The following is an 18,155-nucleotide window of genomic DNA, read 5'->3' as shown; positions in this document are numbered from 1 at the left end:
TCCCGCCTCTGCCTCCACGCCGGAGTGGTACACACAGGGACTGCCGCATATCTGGCTACCCTACAGCCAGATGAAAACCGCCCCTGCCCCTCTGGCGGCCCGCAGCACGCATAATGCACGCATTCAGCTGACGGACGGCCGGGAACTGGTGGATGGCGTGGCCGCATGGTGGACAGCCTGCCACGGCTACAACCACCCCCATATCCGCGCAGCCATTGAGGCGCAGTTGGCTACCATGCCGCACGTCATGTTTGGCGGCATGGTGCATGAGCCCGCGCTAAAGCTGGCCAGCCGCCTGTGCGCCCTGCTGCCGGGGGATCTGGACAGGGTTTTCTTTACAGATTCCGGCTCTGTTGCGGTGGAAGTCGCCATGAAAATGGCCATTCAGTATCGTCTGAATAAAGGTGAGCCGAAACGCACCAAAATGCTGGCCTTCAAGGGCGGATATCATGGGGATACCCTCGCCACCATGTCGGTCTGCGACCCGGAAGAAGGCATGCACCATCTCTACGGAGACGTGCTGGCCAACCACATCATCGCCCCTCTCCCGCAGGACGAGGCCAGCGAGGCCGAATTTTTCAGGTTACTGGATCACCACGCGCATGAGCTGACCGCCATCATCACCGAGCCTCTGGTGCAGGGTGCGGGCGGCATGCTCTTCCATTCCCCCGATGTGCTGCGCACGTTGCGCGCTGCGGCAGATCGCTATGGCCTGCTACTCATTCTGGATGAAATTTTTACCGGGTTTGGCCGCACCGGCACGATGTTTGCGTGCGAACAGGCAGGAATTGTACCGGATATCGTAACGCTCTCCAAAGCCCTGACAGGCGGCACCATGGCGCTTGCGGCCACCATTGCACGCCCGCATGTGTTTGAAGCGTTCCTGTCCGACAACCCGGAACACGCCCTGATGCACGGGCCGACTTTTATGGCTAACGCTCTGGCCTGCGCCTGCGCCAATGCCTCGCTGGATCTGTTTGAAAGTGAACCCCGGCTTGAACAGGTTGCCGCCATCAACGCGCACCTGACCAGAGAACTGGAACGCTGCCGCACCCTGCCGGGCGTGAAGGATGTCCGTGTTCTGGGCGCGATTGGTGTGGTGGAACTGGAGAAAATCGCCAACCCGGACGCTTTGAGGCAGCGCTTTATTGCGGAAAATGTGTGGATCAGACCGTTCCGCTCAATTGTCTATCTGACCCCGGCCTTCACCATTCCGCCGGAAGACCTGACTGCCCTGACGGACGCAATCTATCGCGTTTTATCGACGGACAACTGAACGCCACACAGGCACGGCAGGGAAAAGCCTGTTGTGCCATCCGGCTTTGCAGGCACGGTTTTTCGTGAAAAAAACCTATGCGTGCACCCAAAAAGAAACTTCGAAGAATTTTAAAATCAAACCGCTAAGGGATATTCTTAATCCCAGGACGCAGCAGCCTTATCGTCTGCTTCCCGCGCATCCACCCATACCTGACGTCCATCCTGATAGCGTTCGCACTTCCAGAAAGGCGCGCCGGTCTTGAGCCGATCAATCAGGAAATTCGTGCCCGCCAGAGCTTCCGCCCGATGCGCGGACGACGTGCCGACAAAAACAATGGGTGCCCCCACAACGAGTGTGCCCACGCGATGAATGAGCGTGCAGCCAATAAGCCTGAACCGTTTGACAGCCTCAGCGGCCAGTTCCGTCAGCACTTTTTCGGTCATGCCGGGATAATGTTCCAGAGTGAGGCTTTCCAGCCCATCCGGTCCATCCCGCACCTGCCCCATAAAAACGCTGATGCCGCCAATCCCCCGTGAGTCCGCAGAGAGGCGATCCATCTCCGCCCCCATATCAAACAGCTCGTTTTGGACAAGAACGCGCAGCACCGGCTTATCCCCCCGTCATGGGCGGGAAAAAGGCCAGTTCATCACCGGGTTTGACGGTATCCTGAAACGTCGCAAGGGTCTGGTTGATGGCAACCCGGATACGAGGCGAGGCCGCAAAGACCTCATCCATGCCCACATCCTTCTGGCGCAGCTCCGTAACCAGCGCTTCCACTGTTATGGACTGCGCAGGCAGGGGGACGGTCTCCTTTTCCCGCCCCATCTGCTCACGCAATGCGGCGAAATAGAAAATTGTGACGTCCTGCGCCATACCTGCTTCCTTACTTGATTTATTCACGCGACAGCGGCCTGCGCGGGGCCACCCCCTTCTCCCGTTAGTGCCGGGGTGTCGCGGGGGCTTCGCTCTTTTTAGCCTGCGTTGTGCTTACCGACCCATCCGGATGGATCAGTGTGACTGTGCCGTCGCCATTGGGGATTTCAATCGTCGAGGCAGAGCCACGCTGCGCGCCGTATTTGGCTGCGGCATCAGGCTCCGCATCCGGCAGTTTACCTGTGATGGACTGCGACGTATCAGGCATGCCGTCCGGCTCCCCAACACTCATTTCCCCGCCGTCCTGCAACTGCTTGCCACCGGAATTGGGCACGCCACCCAGAATGGTGCCAGCCCGGTCTTTCTCAACGTCTTCAAGCGTGGGCAACGGCGCAGGCGGCCCCGGCCAGATATCCCCGCCAGCAGGCAGCAGCGGCGTTTCTGCGGTGGAATATCCATGCACACGCCGCATATTGAGATTGTCCCCGGAGGGCGCATTCGGGTTTTCTCCCGGCAGGGTCGCGGTATCGGACACAAATTTCCCGAAGCCGGAACATCCGCTCAAAACCAGACACAACCCTACAAGAGCGGCTTTCCGCATCACCTGACTCCGCTAACCATGACACCATGCAGGCAAATCAGAGAGACCTGCTACCGGCAAGAACATGCCGTCCAAAGCTTAAATAACGGTTTGCGGAGGGGATACAAGCCGATGAAAGCCATTTGAGGCTAATGAGACACACCTTATGTGCGTTTAAAACGATCGTTCACGAGAGATTAACATGCCGCAAGCCGGTTGTAAGGTAATCCCAACCGGTGATCAGCGTAAGAACGGCAGCAATCCAGAGAAGGATAGCGCCGATCAGCGCGACATGCAGCCAGGGCATACCCAACAGCATCCCCGTGCCATCCCCTGCCAGCAGAAACCCAATGGCGGTCATCTGGAAGCCGGTTTTCCATTTAGCCAGCCGTGTAACCGGCAGACTGGCGCGACGCTCGGCCAGATATTCCCGCATGCCGGACACCAGAATTTCCCGGCAGAGGATGATGATGGCGGGCCACAGGCTGAAATAGGCCATGCGCCCCAGCCCGGCCAGCACCATCAGGCAGGCGCCTACCAGCAGCTTATCGGCAATGGAGTCAAACATCCGGCCAAAGTCAGACATCTGGTGGCGGGAGCGGGCCAGCTTACCATCAAAATAGTCCGTCACCCCGGCGAGGATGAACAGAAGACAGGCCAGCGCATCCGTTTGCGGAGAACCCCATGCGGCAAAAAGCACCACGATCGGGATCGCCACGATACGCGAGATAGTCAGAACATTCGGCAGGTCTGTCAGCATTGGCGGAATGCTAGCCTATTTCCGGCAGAGCTGAAATGGTTTCTGACTGCCACTTTTCACCACTCACCCAGAAGTTCAGTGCAGGGCTGAAAACCGGGACTATGCCGGTGTCCAGTCCGGATGAAAGTGACCATACACGGCCCGCGCTGTCTCACGGTTAATTCCCGGCGCCGATTCGAGCTCCGAGAGCCCCGCTTGCTTGACCGCCCGGGCTGACCCGAACGTATTGAGCAGCATCTTTTTCCGCGCAGGACCAACCCCCGGAATTTCATCCAGTTCGGATGTCACCAGCGTCTTGGAGCGCCCGGCCCGATGGGTGGTAATGGCAAAGCGATGCGCCTCATCGCGCAGCCGTTGCAGGTAATAGAGAACCGGGTCTCGTGGTTCGAGTTGGAATGGTGGGGCATCCCCCGTATGGAACCATTCCCGCCCGGCATCACGGTCTGGTCCCTTGGCAATCCCCACCAGTTTGACACCCGTCACCCCAAGGTCATCCAGCACACCGCGCACGGCGGAATACTGCCCTGCCCCGCCGTCAATCAGCAGGACATCCGGCCAGTTGGACATATCGCCCTCGGCGGCCTCCTTCAAAGCCCGACCAAAGCGACGCTCCAGCACTTCCCGCATCATGCCAAAATCATCCCCCGGCGTGACGGGGCCTTTGATCAGGAATTTACGATACGCGCGGCGGTCAAACCCTTCCGGGCCGCCCACAATCATCACGCCATAGGCATGGGAACCCATGATGTGACTGTTATCATAAACCTCAATCCGCTCAGGCGGCGCATCCAGCCCCAGAACACGGGCCACGCCCTCCAGCAGTTTGGCCTGCCCGGCACTCTCGGCCAGTTTGCGATGCAGGGCATCCCGCGCATTCGCCACGGCATGGTCCAGCACCTGCTTTTTCTCACCCCGTAGCGGGTGAAGAATTTCCACTTTGCGCTCGCGCCGTAACGTCAGCGCTTCCGCCAGCAAGGCTTCTTCCGGGAGTTCATGGTTCACCAGCACCTGTGCGGGACAAGGCTTGTCGTCATAAAACTGGGCGATGAAGGACGCCAGAATCTCACCGGCTTCCTGATCCTGCGTATGGGCCGGGAAAAACGAACGGTTGCCGTTATTGCGCCCACCCCGGATGAAAAACACCTGAATGCAGGCCTGGCCGGCTTCCTGCCAGATGCCGAACACATCGGCGTTCTGCAGAGAGGCTGGATTGATCACACTGGATTCCTGCATTTGCGCCAGAGCGCGGATACGGTCCCGCATGGTCGCAGCGCGCTCAAAATCCAGCGCTTCGGCCGCCCGGTGCATCTCGGCACTCATCTCCTCCCGCAAGGCGTGATCCTTGCCGGAGAGAAACTCCCGCGCCTGTTCTACGAGCTTCGCGTAGGAGTTCTGATCAATCCGGTCCACGCACGGGCCGGAGCAGCGTTTGATTTGATACAGCAGGCATGGGCGAGAGCGGCTGTTGAACACAGAATCTGCACAGGAGCGCAGCAGGAAAACCCGCTGGAGCAGATTGAGGGTCTGATTAACCGCCCATGCGGAAGCAAATGGCCCCCACAAGCTTGCCCCTTTCACCGGCTTGCCGCGATGTTTGGCAATCTGCGGGAACGGATGCGCATCCGTTAGCATTAGCCAGGGGTAGCTCTTGTCATCCCGCAGCAGGATGTTGAAGCGCGGCTTCATGCGCTTGATGTAGTTGGCCTCAAGCAGCAGAGCCTCGGCCTCGGTATGGGTCGTGACAATCTCCATGGAGGCTGTCTCAGACACCATACGGCGCAGACGTTCAGGCAGGCGATTCACGTGGGTGTAGGACGTCACCCGCTTCTTCAGCGCAAGCGCCTTACCGACGTACAGCACATCCCCCTTCTCACCCAGCATGCGATACACGCCCGGTGAAAGCGGCATGGTTTTGAGCGCGTGCCGGATGACCTCCACGCCTTTCAGCGGGGCAGAAGGCGCGTCTTTTGCGGCATCCGGCTGGGAATTGTTTGGAGAATTTTCAGCTGTCATCAGGCGCTCTTTCGAGAAAACAATTTCATCCACCGATTTTGTGGATAAGTCTGTGGAAGAGCCGGGCTTGACACCCCGAAATCCGCAGATTTCCCGTGGTCCTGACGCATTGCATATTTTTTAGCCAAACAAAGCAACCTATTGATTTGAAACGATTTTATATCTTACGTTACGTAACAGCCAGATCACACCTGAAGACTTTATTGAAATAAAATCTGTCAAGAGCGGAAGTGGACAAATGCCACAAAAATCTGGCTGCAGTTTTTAGCCAATAGTCCCGGTTTGTTCCGCCGCCACAGCTTCGGCTCTGGCCAGCAGACGCATGAAGTTTCCGCCCCAGAAAGCGGCAATCTCACTTTTGTCATACCCGCGCTGCAGGAGTTCCGCTGTCAGGTTCACACCCTGCGTGGCGTTCTGCCAGTCTGCCAGCGCACCGCCGCCATCAAAGTCGGAGGAAATCCCGACATGCTCTGCGCCAATCCGCCGCACCACATAATCAATATGGTCAACAAAATCCGATACGCCAGCAGAGCGCGCACCGTTCTCGTCTTTCGGCTTCAGGAAAGCTGGCATGGCGGTAATCTGAATGACCCCACCGCTTTCCTTCAGCGCATCCAGCTGTTCATCATCCAGATTGCGCGGATGGTCACACAGCGTCCGCACGCAGGAATGGCTGGCTACCACCGGCACGGCAGAGGCCGCAACAGCCTGCAACATGGTCTTTTTGGACGCATGAGAAACGTCGATCAGCAGACCCAGACGGTTCATTTCCCGCACCGCCTCACGCCCCAGCGCTGAAAGCCCCCCATGATTTTCCGGCTTATCGCCCAGACTGGGTCGATGCACGGCCGCATCCGCCAACGCGTTATGGCCATTGTGGGTCAGCGTCACATAACGGGCCCCCTTGGCGCGGAACTGCGCCAGAACTGCCGGATTATCCCCCATGGCGTAGCCGTTTTCGACCGCGGGAATGACCGCCAGAACGCCAGCCTCATACGCTGCGCTGATTTCCGCCACGGTAGAACAGACGCGCGCCGTCACCCCGTTGTGGGTACCCTGCATGCCGTTGATGACGTCCAGCATGGCCAGACATTGGGCCTGCGCCTGCGCATGGCCTTCTGCATTCACCATCGCCTGAGCGATATAGGCCACAAAGCAGCCGGCAGACATGCCGCCCTTTTGCATCTTGGGCAGATCAACCCGACGGGTTTCCGTGTCTTCAAACGCATCCCCCCGATCCGGCCAGGGGATATCAATATGGCTGTCCAGCGTGAACAGAGCGCGATGCAGCGCGTGTGCCTCGGCGGAAGGAACGGGGGGCTGGCCCGGCTGAGCCTGTGAGGAAGACGTCATGAGAGAAAAATGGTCCTGTCAGTCAAGATTGCAAGGCGCATGCCCTGCTGTGCCTTCTCTTATGTGACTGTTTTTTCTTGCTCCGCAAACCCGGATGCGCAATGCCTCAGCCCATGCGACTTGTAACCTGGAATATCAATTCCCTCCGCCTGCGCCTGCCCCGGCTTGAAGATCTCGTCACCGAGCTGGCCCCCGACATTATCTGCCTGCAGGAAACCAAGGTGCCAGATCCCCTCTTCCCGGAAGACGCCGTGCGCTCTTTGGGCTTTGAGCATCTGCATTACAAAGGCATGAAAAGTTATAATGGCGTGGCCATCCTCTCCCGCCATCCCATAACACCCCTGGACAATCTGCCGGACTGGCATGGCAAGGAAGATTGCCGCCATGTCGGGGCGGTTATCACCACACCTTCCGGCCCCGTTGAGCTGCATGATTTTTACGTGCCCGCGGGCGGTGACATTCCGGACCCTGACGCCAACCCCAAATTTGCGCACAAACTGGCCTTTGTTGAGGAAGTGACCGAGTGGTTTGAAGAGCGCAAACCGGCCCGCGCCATTCTGGTGGGGGACCTCAACATCGCGCCGCTTGAGCATGATGTGTGGAGCCACAAACAGCTGCTCAAAATTGTCAGCCACACACCGCCGGAGACCGAGCGGCTCAACCGCTGGCTGGATACAGGCTTTGTGGATGCCATGCGGCATTTCATCCCGCCGCAGGAAAAGCTTTACACATGGTGGTCCTACCGCAACCGGGACTGGCAAAAATCCAACCGCGGCCGCCGTCTGGACCATGTGTGGGTAACGCCGGATCTGGTCCCGAGCCTCACCGGCATGACCGTCGTGCGGGAAGCCCGTAACTGGACCAGCCCCTCGGACCATGTGCCCGTTGTAGTCGATTTCCAGTTTTAAGAGTGTCGGGGAAAGGAGCAGATCAGTCTGCTCCTTTCAAAAATCCCGCATTCGAGCAAATGCTGACCAGCTCTCTGTGAGCCAGCCAGCGCCCGTGCCTCAGTAACGATACTGCCAGAGCAGGCCCACGCTACTGCCGGGGTCATTTTCCGGCGTGGTAAAGCCGGTCACGTTACCACCTGTCCCAACCGTCGTGTTCAGCTTGAGGTGCTTGGTCAGATCAACCTGTACCTGCGCCTGCGTGCCCGAACCGGATGTGGCCTGTTTGGCCCCCACATACACGCCGCGCATTACATACTTCCCGGCTTCCACCGTGGTGCCGCCATTGCCGACGCCTGAACCACCGCCAACGGCCAGACGGTCCAGACCCAGTGTTTTACGTATGGTACCCATCGGGTCGAAAGAGGTGACACCCGTCAGCGTAGCCAGCGCCGTGCCGAGTTCCACCATCTGAGTAGACGACAGGGAATGCGCATCCGTGCCGAACAGCAGCATGGCCAGAACCTGATCCTGCGGCAAAGACGGAATGGACTCAAAGCTGATTTTCGGCGCGCTGGCGTAGCCACCAACCTTCAGCATCGCGGTTTCCCCGTTCACAGCACGGTCGGCCTCAAAGTCCAGTGTGGGGTCCAGCTTGTGGTCCACGCTGCTGCCGTTAAAGGCCACGCGACCTTTGGTGAAGTTGAGGGAAATCCCCGCCAGATCGAAGTTCCCACGCTTGAGGTCAAACCCACCGCTGACCTGCGGCGCAGAGCTTGTGCCTTTTACCTTCAGCTTGCCCGCCATTTCGGCATCCAGACCATGGCCGCGCACAAAGAACTTGCCCGGTGATGTCAGGCTCAGATCAAGGCCGATCACACTTGCGCTGGCATTCGTCGTCGCAGCATCAGTCTGCGGCTTGTCCCCCGGCCGCACAACATCCAGCCGGGCCACAGAGGATGGGAGCGAGTTGGGAATATTGATTTCCACTTTCCGCAGATCAACATTCCCCGCCACATCCAGCCGGCCTGCGGCCTGACCTTTAATGGTCATGTCTGAATTCATCACAGCTGTAATCAGGTCGCTGGAGATGGGGCGGGCATCACGAGACACAAAATGGATATCCACCGGCAGACCCGGTGCCAGAACACCAACGGAGCCTGTCACGCCCATTGTCCCATCGCCCGCTTTGGCGGTCAGGTTCTGAATGACAATGCTGTTGCCCTGCCCGACAATGCGCCCATTGATGGCAGACAGATGCACACCCTGCGCAAAGTCCTGAATATCAGCATTCTGCAGGTCCACCGTGCCCGTAATGTGCGGAGCGGCCATTGTGCCATCCACCTGCAGGGCCAGCAGAACCTGCCCCAGAGCCTGCCGCGCCTGCGCGCCCAGATAGCCATTGGCAATCGCCAGATCCAGATGCCCGTTGGTGCGCAGATTGACCGGCCCGGTGCTGGTAAGCGGCGCGGTACCAGCCAGACCAAGTGCGAGTTTAGACCCGGCATCCGCCTGCATTTTTACCCTGGCGGACGTGCCTGCCAGATCGGCCGTAGCGTCCAGATGCAACGGCGGCAGAGACGCCGCAGCCGAAACACCCTGCATCCGCAGGCCATTGCCCATCAGATGCACCTGCCCCTGCGGGCGCTCTATGGTGCCGCTGACTTTGGCCTGCACAGCCAACGTGCCCTGAGCATGCAGGTCCGGCATGAACGGACGAGCCAGTCCGGGTGTCAGGTTTCGCACATCCACCATGGCCGCCAGCGTCGGCTTGATGCGGCCAGCGATATCCGCTGTTGCCGGTTCAGCCCCCTGCGTGCCCAGTGTGGCACGCAGACGGTCAACGCCCATTGTCTCGCCAAAGGAGATCAAAGCCGGAGCCTGCAAACGCAGATTTTCCTGCTTGGCGGTCGCCGTCAGCTTTTGCAGTTTGACTTCTTTAGCAGGCAGATTGAGCAGAGCTGCCGTATCCAGAGCAAGTGGGCTGCCTGACCATGTTGCCGGGCCAATCTGCGCCGTCAGCGCCATGGCATTTTCCGGCCCTTTAGCTGTCACTCGCGCCTGCCCGGTCATGCCAGCGGCGGCCAACCCACCCAGCTTCAGGCTCAGATCCGCATCCGGGTGCGCAGCCGGGTCCTTCACCGTGCCCGCCAGAGCAAGTGACCCAATTTTGGCCTGCGGCATGGCCACATTACCATCCAGCTTCAATGCCACCAGCGGCTTCTCATTAACCTGCGTGGTTTTGACGGAAGCGGCCAGCGCGCCGGAAATCGGCTGCCCGATCACATCTTTCAGGTCTGCAAGTCGGCCCACTTTCAGGTCCAGTGTGCCCAGCGGCACGACCTCGCCCGATGCAAGAGAGAGCGTCCCCTGCCCCTGCACGCTGTTCCAGGAAAGCTTTTTCAGATCAAGCTGCCTGCTGCCCTTCTCATCCTGCGCAAAAACGGCATTCAGCAGCAAGGGGGCTTTATTGACGGAACCGTGGGCCTCCACTGTGCCCGCAGGGGCGGACGGCAGATGTTGCAGAGCCGCGTCCAGCACCACCGGCCCACGCGGCATGGTGGCCGTGCCGGGATCTCCCTCAAGATGCAGGTTGGCTGCAAAATCCTGCATCAGCCCTTTGGCTGACAGCGCCAGCGTCACCCCACCGCGTAAAGACGGGAGCGCCTTGGCGAGATCAGGCAGCGCCAGCGTGGACGTGACATCCATATCCTGCCCGGTGTTCACCCGGCCTTGCGCCTTCAGATGCAGCGCCTGCCCATCCACAGTCAGGGATGCCAGATCAATCTGCTGCCCGGCAGACTGGGCCGCAGGCTGAGTGGTCTGCGTTTTCTGCTCAGTCTCAACGGCAGAACCAGCCGGATGAGGTGTGGGAGCAGACGTATCTGGTGTCGAAGAACCCGTTTGTTTGGGCGTGACAGAAGGCGCGTGCGTTGATGTCGGCACAGTTGCACCCGGAGCCGGAGCCGGAGCCGGAGCCGGAGCCGCATGCGGACGCATCGTGGCCGCCAGCGCAAATGTGCCTTTCGGGCCAATCAGCCCTGCGGCTTGCGGCTGGCCACCGGTAATAGCCAGCGTGCCGTCCGCTTTCAGGTGCGTATCACCCTCCGCTTTCGCCGGCAGGTCAAACTGCGCTGTAACCCCGGCATTCCCCTTAAGCGGCGTCCCTGCCGCCTGCCCGATGGGAGCAAGATCCGGCAGGCTCAGCGTCACGGTGCCGCGCTGGGGCGCTGCCGTCATGATGGAACCCGTCAGATGCAGCAACGGGTGTGAGATATCCAGTTCCAGCGGTTTACCGGCGGGTTGCGGTGAGAGCTTAGCATCCAGCTGCACCGGCGCAGACGCCAGCAGATTGGGCGCTTTGCCCGGCAGGCGCACACCATCCGCCGTCATAACCAGATGCAGCAGGTCCGTTACACCGGACTGCCCGGTCTGACCTGTGAACGTCGCTTTCAGCGTCCCCACAGCGGCTCCGGCGGCCGCCAGTCTGTCCACCTGCAACTGCCCCGTGCCCTCTGGCTCAGTCATTTTGCCTTTAAGCTGGGCAACCAGATGAATCGTATCCCAGCCGATATCCGGGGTCAGAGCGAGTTGCGGCGAATCAAACTGCGCAGACAACCGCGCCATGTTTCCGGCCAGCAAATTCAGCTCGCCGTCCGCTTTGGCCTTCACCGGCCCGGCAGAGGCGGAAAAACCCAGCACAGCCGCGTTCGTCGGGCCTTTAATATCCAGCGCAAGAGACAACGGTGTGAGCTGCGGCATTTTCAGCTTAGCCGCAGCAAAACCATCCTGACCTTCCTGCGCATCCAGATGCAGCCCAAGTTTGCCGCCACCGGTGGTGGTCGTCAGATCAATCTGACCGCTGGCATCCAGCCGTTTGACGTGCAGAGCAATATCGGATTTCGGCAGTGTGGGCAGGCTCAGCCCGTCAATCACCGGGTCAATGGAAGACAGGCTCCCATGCCCCGCCAGAGAGAAACTGGCAGGCACACCCGCCAGCGGCGCACCCACGTTAATCCGCTGCACAGCCAGCGTGCGGATATCAACACTCAGCCCCAGTTTAGACTTTGATGTCGAGGCCGGAGCCGCAGGCGCTGCATTAGGGTCAGACACCGGCAGACGCGGAATATTCAGCTCATCCGCCTTCAGGGTGTAAATGCGGGCAGTGCGCCACACCATGCTCAGCGGGGACCAGTTCAGGTCAACATTCCGCAGAGAGAGCCAGACTCCGTCCTTGTCATGCAAGGCGATGGAATCCAGATGGAAATTATCCGGGAACCGGCCAGACATCCCGGCAAGCGTCACGGTGCCGCCCGTCAGCGCCGTTGTCTGCTTGATCAGCAACCCACGGCCCGGCCCGGTATTGGCACCCACCAGAATGGCGCCTACAGCCAGAACGGCAACACCTGTCAGAACACCGGCGGACAGACCAATAACTCGCCCGGCGCGACGGAGGACCGAGCGACGCGGGGCAGGATTTGCCTCGTTAGACTCAGCCATCAGAACGTTTCCCCAAGACCGATATACAAATCCCATTTGTCGCCACGATAGGCGCGGTTCAACGGTACGGCGACGTCCACACGCACCGGCCCGATGGGAGTATAATAACGCACGCCGCCACCAGCACCCACACGCAGCGTGCCGGTAAAGGGCATACTACTGCTGCCCACCTGCCCGGCATCCACAAACCCGGCCATGCCGAAGCTTTTGAACAGTCTCTGCCGGTATTCAATGGACCCGGCATCCAGCGATGTCCCACCAATGGCGTAGCGCGTGCGCCCATATTGCGGCCCCACACCCTGCCAGCGATAGCCTCGCACCGTGGCGCTACCACCGGCATACATGCGCTGGTCAGGCGGGATATCGTAAGTGGATGCGCCCTGAATGCTGCCAATCATCCCGCGCAGCGCAATAATACTGCGGCCCGGTTTGCTGATACCCAGATGATGGAGGTCAAAATAGGTCGAAGCCGACGCATTCAGAATGGCGAAAAAGGACGTCCCGCTCCCCTTATCCCCCAGCGAGACAGACGGCGTGGCGTTAATGCTGGCACGGACGCCATGCAGAGCCGGTTCAATGGGGTTGCCCACACCCGTATTGTCAAACGTCGCGCCCAGCGGGGCAGAGACAATGGTGTAATCCCGGCTCACATTGAACTGTTCGATATTTTCCTGTTCGGCGGCCAGCCCGAAATTGATATTCCAGTTTTTATCAATTTTGCGGGTAATCCCGGCATTCACCAGAAACGCCGTCTGGCGATAAGACCAGAACAGCTGGCGCAGCGCTTCAACCCGCACACTCAGGTTCTGGTTGCGACTGTAAAAATCTGGCTTCATGAAATCCGCATACACATCATAACCCAGCCCCTGCTGGGCAGAACCGCCAAGACCGGTAATCAGAGCCGTCAGCTTCAGACGCTCGGCATTGCCCAGAATGTTGTAATGCGTCCACGTCGCACCCACACGGGCCCCAAGGTCTGTTGAATACCCGGCTTCCGCCCCCACAGACCGCCGTTTGGCTTCCTTGAGCGTGAAATCCAGCGGCATGGTGCCATTGACCGGCTTAGTGGACCCGTCCTTGACCCCCACGTTGGAAAACACACCCAGCGAGCTCAGATCCTGACGGGCCGCCTCAATTTTGGAGGGCTGATACAGCTCCCCTTCCTGCACAGTCAGCCTGCGGCGCACAAAAGGTTCATGCACACGCTGCAACCCGTCCACATCAATCTTGCCAATATTCAGCACCGGCCCCGCTGAGGCAGGATAGACAATATCCAGCGTATGCGTTTGCGGCTGGAGATAAGCGCGCGGCTTGTCCACCTGTGCGAGCGCATGACCTTCTTCCCGCCAGGCATCCAGCAGGTTGCCGCCACTGCCCAGCACATCCTGCGCCACAGCATCCTGCCCGGATTTCAGACCGAAAGCCGTCTGCTCAGACTGTGTCAGCGTAACGGGAGTATTGGTTTTCGGGTCCACAACCCTCACCGACCCAAGGTGATAAAGCGGCCCCTTCTGCACCTTGATCTCAGCGGTTACTTTTTCCCCTGCAGGAACGCCCGACAGCCAGTCGGACAGAGCCGGAGACATCCCATCGACCGTGACGGAATCTTTTTCCTTCGCCCGATGCAGGGAAATCTGCACCGTGCCTTCGTAATAGCCGTAACTCTCCAGCGCAGAGCGCATGCGGTCATATTCATTCCGCACCCGCCCGGCCAGCGCAAACGGCCCGACGGCATGCGTCGCCTGCAGGCTCAGCAGATCGGAGGAGGATTTCAGGGCAGCATCAAGATCGGCCTGCCCGGTGCCTGCAAGCTGGGTCACATAAGGCTGCGGGTCCGCCGCCCAGGCGCAGCCTGCTGCCGCACCCCACAGCGTCACACCCGTCATCACACGATTCGCTGTCAGCACGAGGCCATCCAGAACGCCTTTACTGCTCACCTGCACGCACCTCTGCTCTCACAGCCTGTCTCACTCCCTTGCCTCACGCCTCGTGCATCCTGCCTTTTCATGATCACGGCCTGCGTCATGGCGCATCACCATGACAAAAATGAGATCATTTTCAGGCGTTATGGATTTCTCCGCCCCATAGTCCCTTGTGCCATCTTGCAGGCATCTTGCGAAGCACGATTGTCCGAGGGCATCAGTTCGCGTTATGAGAGCCTATGATTTGCCATTCCTGCCGCAAACCCAGCCCCTGCCCGTGCAAGGCAGGCCCAAGATCATGAAGCGTGCCTCCCCCGCTCAGACGCGGTTTTCCGAGACATCAGCCCCGCCGGGCCGTGACATGCTGTCGCCCCTGCCGTCATGGGTCGAAAAGTGGTGTCAGGTCAGCAGCCAGGTCCAGGGCGGCCTGCGGCTGGGGGCTATTACCCTATGGGTTCCGCTCTCCGTCGGGTTTGAAGCCTGCCTGCTGCTGGTGCCGGGCACCGTCAAAATCCGCTGGACGCGGGTGATCTGGGGCGTGCTGTGCAAGCTGCTGGGCCTGCGTATCCGGGTTATCGGCAAGCGGGCCGGCACCGTGGGTGGCGCGCGCGCCCGTGCGCGAGGGGAACGTCCGGTTATTTATATTTCCAACCATTCCTCGTGGCTGGATGTGCTGGTGCTGGGCACGCTGCTGCCATCTGTTTTTGTGGCAAAAGGCGATATTGAGAAATGGCCCATCATGGGGCTGGTCTCCAAAATTGGCCGGACCATTTTTGTCAGCCGCCAGCGCAGCACCACCGGACGTGAGCGTGACCTGATGATCCGCCGCATGGTGGATGGGGATAATCTCATTCTCTTCCCGGAAGGCACATCGTCCGACGGCTCCCGCGTGCTGCCATTCATGTCCGCCTTCTTCGCCATCGCCAAGCTGCCCCGGCTGCGCAATGGTGAAAAAAGCCTGCTGCCTATTACCTACGCCCCCGGCATGTCCCCCATCATTCAGCCGGTTTCCGTGGTGTATGATGAGCTGGAAGGCCTGCCCGTCTCCCGCCTGCGCCGCCCGGTTTTTGCGTGGTATGGCGATATGGATCTCGGCCCGCACCTCTGGCAGCTGGTGCAGTGGCACAAGTCCCGCGCCACCGTTGTTCTGCATGAGCCTCTGGACCCGGAACTGTTCCCCAGCCGAAAAGCTCTGGCGCAGGCCGCATGGAATGCCGTCGCGCGCGGCGCGGCCGATTTGCGCCAGAACCAGAACCCGGTTCCGCAACCCGGCCGGTGCGAGCCGTCGGAAATTCCCTACAACAAACCGCGTGTCATGAAACGTCTGCTTGACAGACTGCCCCCACGTTTTGCTTCATACCTGAAGATCCGGTGAGGACCCCTTTTCATGGCACACCACCCCTCCGTTTGCGGAAAAGACTCTTGACCTCTGGCCTCACTGGCCCGATTTCCTCCCCCTGCCGTATGGAATGGGCCTGCGGCGTGCCGGAGCCCCTGCTGTCATGACTGGACTTCCTTCTTCTTCCACCGCCCCGCGCGGCCTGCATGTCATCACATGGGGCTGCCAGATGAACGTGTATGACAGCGCACGGATGAGCGACGTGCTGCGTCCGCTCGGCTACCAGCCGGTAGACACTCCTGACGCTGCCGACATGATCATCCTCAACACCTGCCATATTCGGGACCGAGCAGCGGAAAAGGTGTTCTCCGAACTCGGGCGCCTGAGGAAGATCAAGGAAGCGCGTGAAACCACCGGCCAGCCGACCATTATTGCCGTCGCAGGCTGCGTGGCACAGGCGGAGGGGCAGGAAATTCTGGCCCGTGCGCCGTATGTGGATATCGTGCTCGGCCCGCAGACCTATCATCGTCTGCCGGAAATGGTGGCCCGCGCCGCCCGCGCCGGTGGCGCGGTGATTGAGACGGACTTCCCCGCAGAGCAGAAGTTCGACTTCCTGCCAGACACCGCAGCGCCGCAGACGCCCGGCAATCTCACTGCCTTCCTCACCATTCAGGAAGGGTGTGACAAGTTCTGCTCCTTCTGCGTGGTGCCCTACACACGCGGCGCGGAAGTCAGCCGGTCGGTCACCTCCGTTCTGGCGGAAGCACGCCGGATGGTGGAAAGCGGCGTGCAGGACATCAGCCTGCTGGGCCAGAATGTAAACGCCTATCACGGCACCGGCCCGGACGGAGAGGTCTGGGATCTGGCGCGTCTGGCGTACGCACTGGCCGCCATCCCCGGCCTGAACCGCATTCGCTACGCCACATCCCACCCGCGCGATATGGATGACGCCCTGATTGCCGCTCATCGGGATCTGCCGGAACTCATGCCCTACCTGCACCTGCCCGTGCAGTCCGGGTCCGACAAAATTCTGCGCGCCATGAACCGTGGCCACACGGCGGATGAGTATCGGGAGATTGTCCGCAAACTGCATGCCGCGCGGCCGGACCTCGCCCTGTCGTCTGACTTCATTGTCGGCCATCCGGGTGAAACGGATGAGGATTTTGAGGCCACCATGCAACTGGTGCGGGATGTCACCTTTGCCCAGGCCTATTCCTTCAAATACTCCCAGCGCCCCGGAACTCCGGCAGCCGGTGCCCCGTTGCAGGTACCAGAGGATGTAAAAGACGCACGCCTGCAAGCCTTGCAGGCCTTGCTGCGGGAACAGCAGGATGCTTTCAATCAGTCTCTGGTCGGGCAGACGGTGCCGGTCCTGTTCACGTCAGAAGGGCGTAAGCCGGGGCAGATTTCCGGTCGCTCCCCCTGGCTCCAGCCTGTGCACGTCACCGGATCGCCTGATCTGATTGGCCGGGAAGTGCCCGTACGCATTACTGAACGCCTGACCAACTCTCTGAACGGTATTCTGGAAGAGGAGAAAGTTTACGCTTGAGCACCATAGTCCAGCCCCTTTCCTCCGCTCCCTCCCTCTCTGGCGGTACGGCTCCGGAAAAACCGGTGACCCTGCTGTTTGAAGACAACACGCTGCTGGCCCGACTGGTGGGAGACCATGATCGCAATCTGCGACATCTGGAGGAAGGGCTGGATGTACAGGTCGCCCATCGCGGAAACCGCATCTCCATCAAGGGCACGCCGGAGCATGTCGCTCTGGCCCGCACAACGCTCAGCACACTTTACCAGAAACTGGCCGCCGGGGGCGTGGTGGATGTCAGCATGATTGAAGCTGTCATCCGCATGACCCAACTGCGCGAAAGCACAAGGCACACCGATATGCAGCGTTCAGGCTCTGAGACCGAGACAACTGCCCCCGCACCACGCTCTGAGGCCACACCGACTCTCCCTGCCCTGAAAATGCGCCACGGCGTGATTGAACCCCGCTCCCCCGGTCAGGCGGCCTATATGCAGGCGCTGGCCAAAAAGGAAATGGTGTTCGGCATTGGTCCCGCAGGCACCGGCAAAACCTATCTGGCCGTGGCGCAGGCAGTCGCCATGTTGCAGGCGGGCTCGGTGGACCGGATCATCCTCTCCCGCCCGGCAGTGGAAGCAGGCGAGCGTCTCGGCTTTCTGCCCGGCGACATGAAAGACAAGATCGACCCGTACCTCCGCCCGCTTTATGACGCCCTGCACGATATGCTGCCGGGGGATCAGGTGGTGCGGCGGATGGCAGCAGGCGATATTGAGGTCGCCCCGCTGGCCTTTATGCGCGGGCGCACCCTCTCCCACGCGTTCGTCATTCTGGACGAAGCCCAGAACACCACCATCGCGCAGATGAAGATGTTCCTGACCCGCCTCGGGCCGGGATCACGCATGGTAGTTACCGGAGACCTCACCCAGATCGACCTACCTCCGGGCACGACATCCGGGCTTAAGGACGCTCTGGAAACGCTGGAAAATGTGCGCGGTATCAGCATCACACAGTTTGACGCGGCAGATGTCGTACGTCACAGACTGGTCGCGCGCATTGTGGAAGCGTATGATGCAAGGACGACGGCTCTCAGGGGATCGCCCCGTAACAATCGCCGTCAGGAGAACAATGGAACCGCCAAGTAGCAC

The 18,155-nt window shown here is 60.1% G+C and carries 13 protein-coding genes; 5 read left to right on the top strand and 8 right to left on the bottom strand.

What is annotated here, in order from left to right:
- Positions 1-70 precede the first annotated feature (70 nt).
- Positions 71-1,276, top strand: coding sequence for an adenosylmethionine--8-amino-7-oxononanoate transaminase (locus ACHQGU_RS06460; protein ID WP_395496393.1), 1,206 nt, complete (start codon positions 71-73; stop codon positions 1,274-1,276).
- Between the two features lie 137 nt (positions 1,277-1,413).
- Here ACHQGU_RS06460 and ACHQGU_RS06455 read toward each other — a convergent pair whose 3' ends face one another.
- From ACHQGU_RS06455 to ACHQGU_RS06430, 6 genes are all read right to left on the bottom strand, one after another.
- A complete protein-coding gene (locus ACHQGU_RS06455) occupies positions 1,414-1,815 on the bottom strand; it encodes a molybdenum cofactor biosynthesis protein MoaE (protein ID WP_231874842.1) in 402 nt (133 codons plus the stop codon).
- 52 nt (positions 1,816-1,867) lie between these two features.
- Positions 1,868-2,158 carry a molybdopterin converting factor subunit 1 gene (gene moaD / locus ACHQGU_RS06450; protein WP_373687411.1) on the bottom strand — a complete coding sequence of 97 codons (291 nt, stop codon included), beginning with the start codon at positions 2,156-2,158 and terminating at the stop codon, positions 1,868-1,870.
- A gap of 37 nt (positions 2,159-2,195) precedes the next feature.
- The gene (locus ACHQGU_RS06445; RefSeq protein ID WP_062140073.1) at positions 2,196-2,732 is read right to left on the bottom strand and encodes a hypothetical protein; all 537 of its coding nucleotides are present in this window, start codon (positions 2,730-2,732) and stop codon (positions 2,196-2,198) included.
- Between the two features lie 166 nt (positions 2,733-2,898).
- Complete coding sequence (gene pgsA, locus ACHQGU_RS06440; protein WP_062140071.1) at positions 2,899-3,471, bottom strand: CDP-diacylglycerol--glycerol-3-phosphate 3-phosphatidyltransferase; 573 nt, start codon at positions 3,469-3,471, stop codon at positions 2,899-2,901.
- 99 nt (positions 3,472-3,570) lie between these two features.
- Complete coding sequence (uvrC, locus tag ACHQGU_RS06435; protein ID WP_253553717.1) at positions 3,571-5,487, bottom strand: excinuclease ABC subunit UvrC; 1,917 nt, start codon at positions 5,485-5,487, stop codon at positions 3,571-3,573.
- A gap of 261 nt (positions 5,488-5,748) precedes the next feature.
- Positions 5,749-6,837: a dipeptidase gene (locus tag ACHQGU_RS06430; protein WP_395496233.1), complete on the bottom strand. Its 1,089-nt coding sequence runs from the start codon at positions 6,835-6,837 to the stop codon at positions 5,749-5,751.
- 101 nt (positions 6,838-6,938) lie between these two features.
- Here ACHQGU_RS06430 and ACHQGU_RS06425 point away from each other — a divergent pair, with 101 nt between their 5' ends.
- The gene (locus ACHQGU_RS06425; RefSeq protein ID WP_395496231.1) at positions 6,939-7,745 is read left to right on the top strand and encodes an exodeoxyribonuclease III; all 807 of its coding nucleotides are present in this window, start codon (positions 6,939-6,941) and stop codon (positions 7,743-7,745) included.
- Between the two features lie 99 nt (positions 7,746-7,844).
- Here ACHQGU_RS06425 and ACHQGU_RS06420 read toward each other — a convergent pair whose 3' ends face one another.
- Together ACHQGU_RS06420 and ACHQGU_RS06415 are read right to left on the bottom strand one after the other, a co-directional pair.
- On the bottom strand, positions 7,845-12,224 hold the full coding sequence (locus ACHQGU_RS06420; RefSeq protein WP_395496229.1) for a translocation/assembly module TamB domain-containing protein: 4,380 nt from the start codon (positions 12,222-12,224) through the stop codon (positions 7,845-7,847).
- Positions 12,224-14,110: an autotransporter assembly complex family protein gene (locus ACHQGU_RS06415; protein WP_062140430.1), complete on the bottom strand. Its 1,887-nt coding sequence runs from the start codon at positions 14,108-14,110 to the stop codon at positions 12,224-12,226. Before ACHQGU_RS06415 ends, ACHQGU_RS06420 begins: the two co-directional genes overlap by 1 nt.
- Positions 14,111-14,444: 334 nt before the next feature.
- Between ACHQGU_RS06415 and ACHQGU_RS06410 the strand changes: the two genes are divergently transcribed.
- From ACHQGU_RS06410 to ACHQGU_RS06400, 3 genes are all read left to right on the top strand, one after another.
- Positions 14,445-15,521 (top strand): lysophospholipid acyltransferase family protein, encoded by a 1,077-nt coding sequence (locus tag ACHQGU_RS06410; protein ID WP_215753616.1) that lies wholly within the window; start codon positions 14,445-14,447, stop codon positions 15,519-15,521.
- Positions 15,522-15,615: 94 nt separating this feature from the next.
- Positions 15,616-17,034 carry a tRNA (N6-isopentenyl adenosine(37)-C2)-methylthiotransferase MiaB gene (gene miaB / locus ACHQGU_RS06405; protein ID WP_395496226.1) on the top strand — a complete coding sequence of 473 codons (1,419 nt, stop codon included), beginning with the start codon at positions 15,616-15,618 and terminating at the stop codon, positions 17,032-17,034.
- 65 nt (positions 17,035-17,099) lie between these two features.
- A complete protein-coding gene (locus ACHQGU_RS06400; protein ID WP_231558335.1) occupies positions 17,100-18,152 on the top strand; it encodes a PhoH family protein in 1,053 nt (350 codons plus the stop codon).
- Positions 18,153-18,155: the final 3 nt, after the last annotated feature.

This window comes from Acetobacter sp. KSO5 (genome assembly GCF_044094635.1).
GTDB classification, from domain to species: domain Bacteria; phylum Pseudomonadota; class Alphaproteobacteria; order Acetobacterales; family Acetobacteraceae; genus Acetobacter; species Acetobacter cerevisiae.
Note: the sequence above shows the minus strand (reverse complement) of the source record. Positions and strands in the feature narration are given on the sequence as shown.